Raw genomic sequence first — 1218 nt, 5'->3', positions numbered from 1 at the left:
GTATAGTAATATCTTTTATGTTCATGGATATTTGTAACCCATCGGAAAACTCCTGCTTTAGCAAGATTTTCCCTGTATTGCTGAAATGTGATTTCTCTTGATTTCAACCTATCATAGGACGTTTCTATAAGATGCGTGTTTCTTGAGAATTTAACATTTACAACCTTTTTAAGTCCTTTTATTAACACGGTGTTATCGTTTTCTAACACGATGTGAATATTATCTGTGGCTAGATAGTAAATATAATGTGAGACGTTGTGACGTTTTAGTTCAGAATAAAACAATTCACAGTCTAAATCTTTTCGCACTTGATCGAATATTTCTTTAAAAATGGCAACCTGAGCCATTGGTAAAACCTTCCATGTGATACGAGGGCGCGTAGTTTGCATTATCGTTTTTATCGTTTCAATCTGGTCTGACCTCCTTGTGTTTTGTTGATGATTTATGTCAAATATTAGGAATGTTTTCACTTAATAGTATTGGTTGCGTAACAAAGTGCGGTCCTGCTGGCATTCTGGAGGGAAATACAACCGACAGATGTATGTAAGGCCAACGTGCTCAAATCTTCATACAGAAAGATTTGAAGTAATATTTTAACCGCTAGATGAAGAGCAAGCGCATGGAGCGACAAAATGAATAAAGAACAATCTGCTGATGATCCCTCCGTGGATCTGATTCGTGTAAAAAATATGCTTAATAGCACCATTTCTATGAGTTACCCTGATGTTGTAATTGCATGTATAGAACATAAGGTGTCTCTGGAAGCATTCAGAGCAATTGAGGCAGCGTTGGTGAAGCACGATAATAATATGAAGGATTATTCCCTGGTGGTTGACTGATCACCATAACTGCTAATCATTCAAACTATTTAGTCTGTGACAGAGCCAACACGCAGTCTGTCACTGTCAGGAAAGTGGTAAAACTGCAACTCAATTACTGCAATGCCCTCGTAATTAAGTGAATTTACAATATCGTCCTGTTCGGAGGGAAGAACGCGGGATGTTCATTCTTCATCACTTTTAATTGATGTATATGCTCTCTTTTCTGACGTTAGTCTCCGACGGCAGGCTTCAATGACCCAGGCTGAGAAATTCCCGGACCCTTTTTGCTCAAGAGCGATGTTAATTTGTTCAATCATTTGGTTAGGAAAGCGGATGTTGCGGGTTGTTGTTCTGCGGGTTCTGTTCTTCGTTGACATGAGGTTGCCCCGTATTCAGT

At 38.9% G+C, this 1218-nt stretch carries 3 protein-coding genes; 1 reads left to right on the top strand and 2 read right to left on the bottom strand.

Features of this window, described 5'->3' with window-relative positions; genetic code table 11:
* The coding region (locus tag P3R27_RS14310) for a DUF1398 family protein (protein WP_097308490.1) at positions 1 to 347 on the bottom strand (347 nt) is incomplete at its 3' end.
* A 285-nt stretch (positions 348 to 632) separates the two neighbouring features.
* On the opposite strand from P3R27_RS14310, the gene ybcW reads away from it, so the two are divergent.
* Positions 633 to 839, top strand: a complete 207-nt coding sequence (ybcW, locus tag P3R27_RS14305) for a protein YbcW (RefSeq protein WP_001031427.1) — start codon at positions 633 to 635, stop codon at positions 837 to 839.
* A 164-nt stretch (positions 840 to 1003) separates the two neighbouring features.
* Here ybcW and P3R27_RS14300 read toward each other — a convergent pair whose 3' ends face one another.
* Positions 1004 to 1198 (bottom strand): YlcI/YnfO family protein, encoded by a 195-nt coding sequence (locus tag P3R27_RS14300; RefSeq protein ID WP_001421937.1) that lies wholly within the window; start codon positions 1196 to 1198, stop codon positions 1004 to 1006.
* Between the last annotated feature and the right edge of the window lie 20 nt (positions 1199 to 1218).

The sequence above is a fragment of the Enterococcus spodopteracolus genome, assembly GCF_030441955.1.
Lineage (GTDB): Bacteria > Bacillota > Bacilli > Lactobacillales > Enterococcaceae > Enterococcus_B > Enterococcus_B spodopteracolus.
This window is presented reverse-complemented; position numbering and strand designations above follow the sequence as displayed.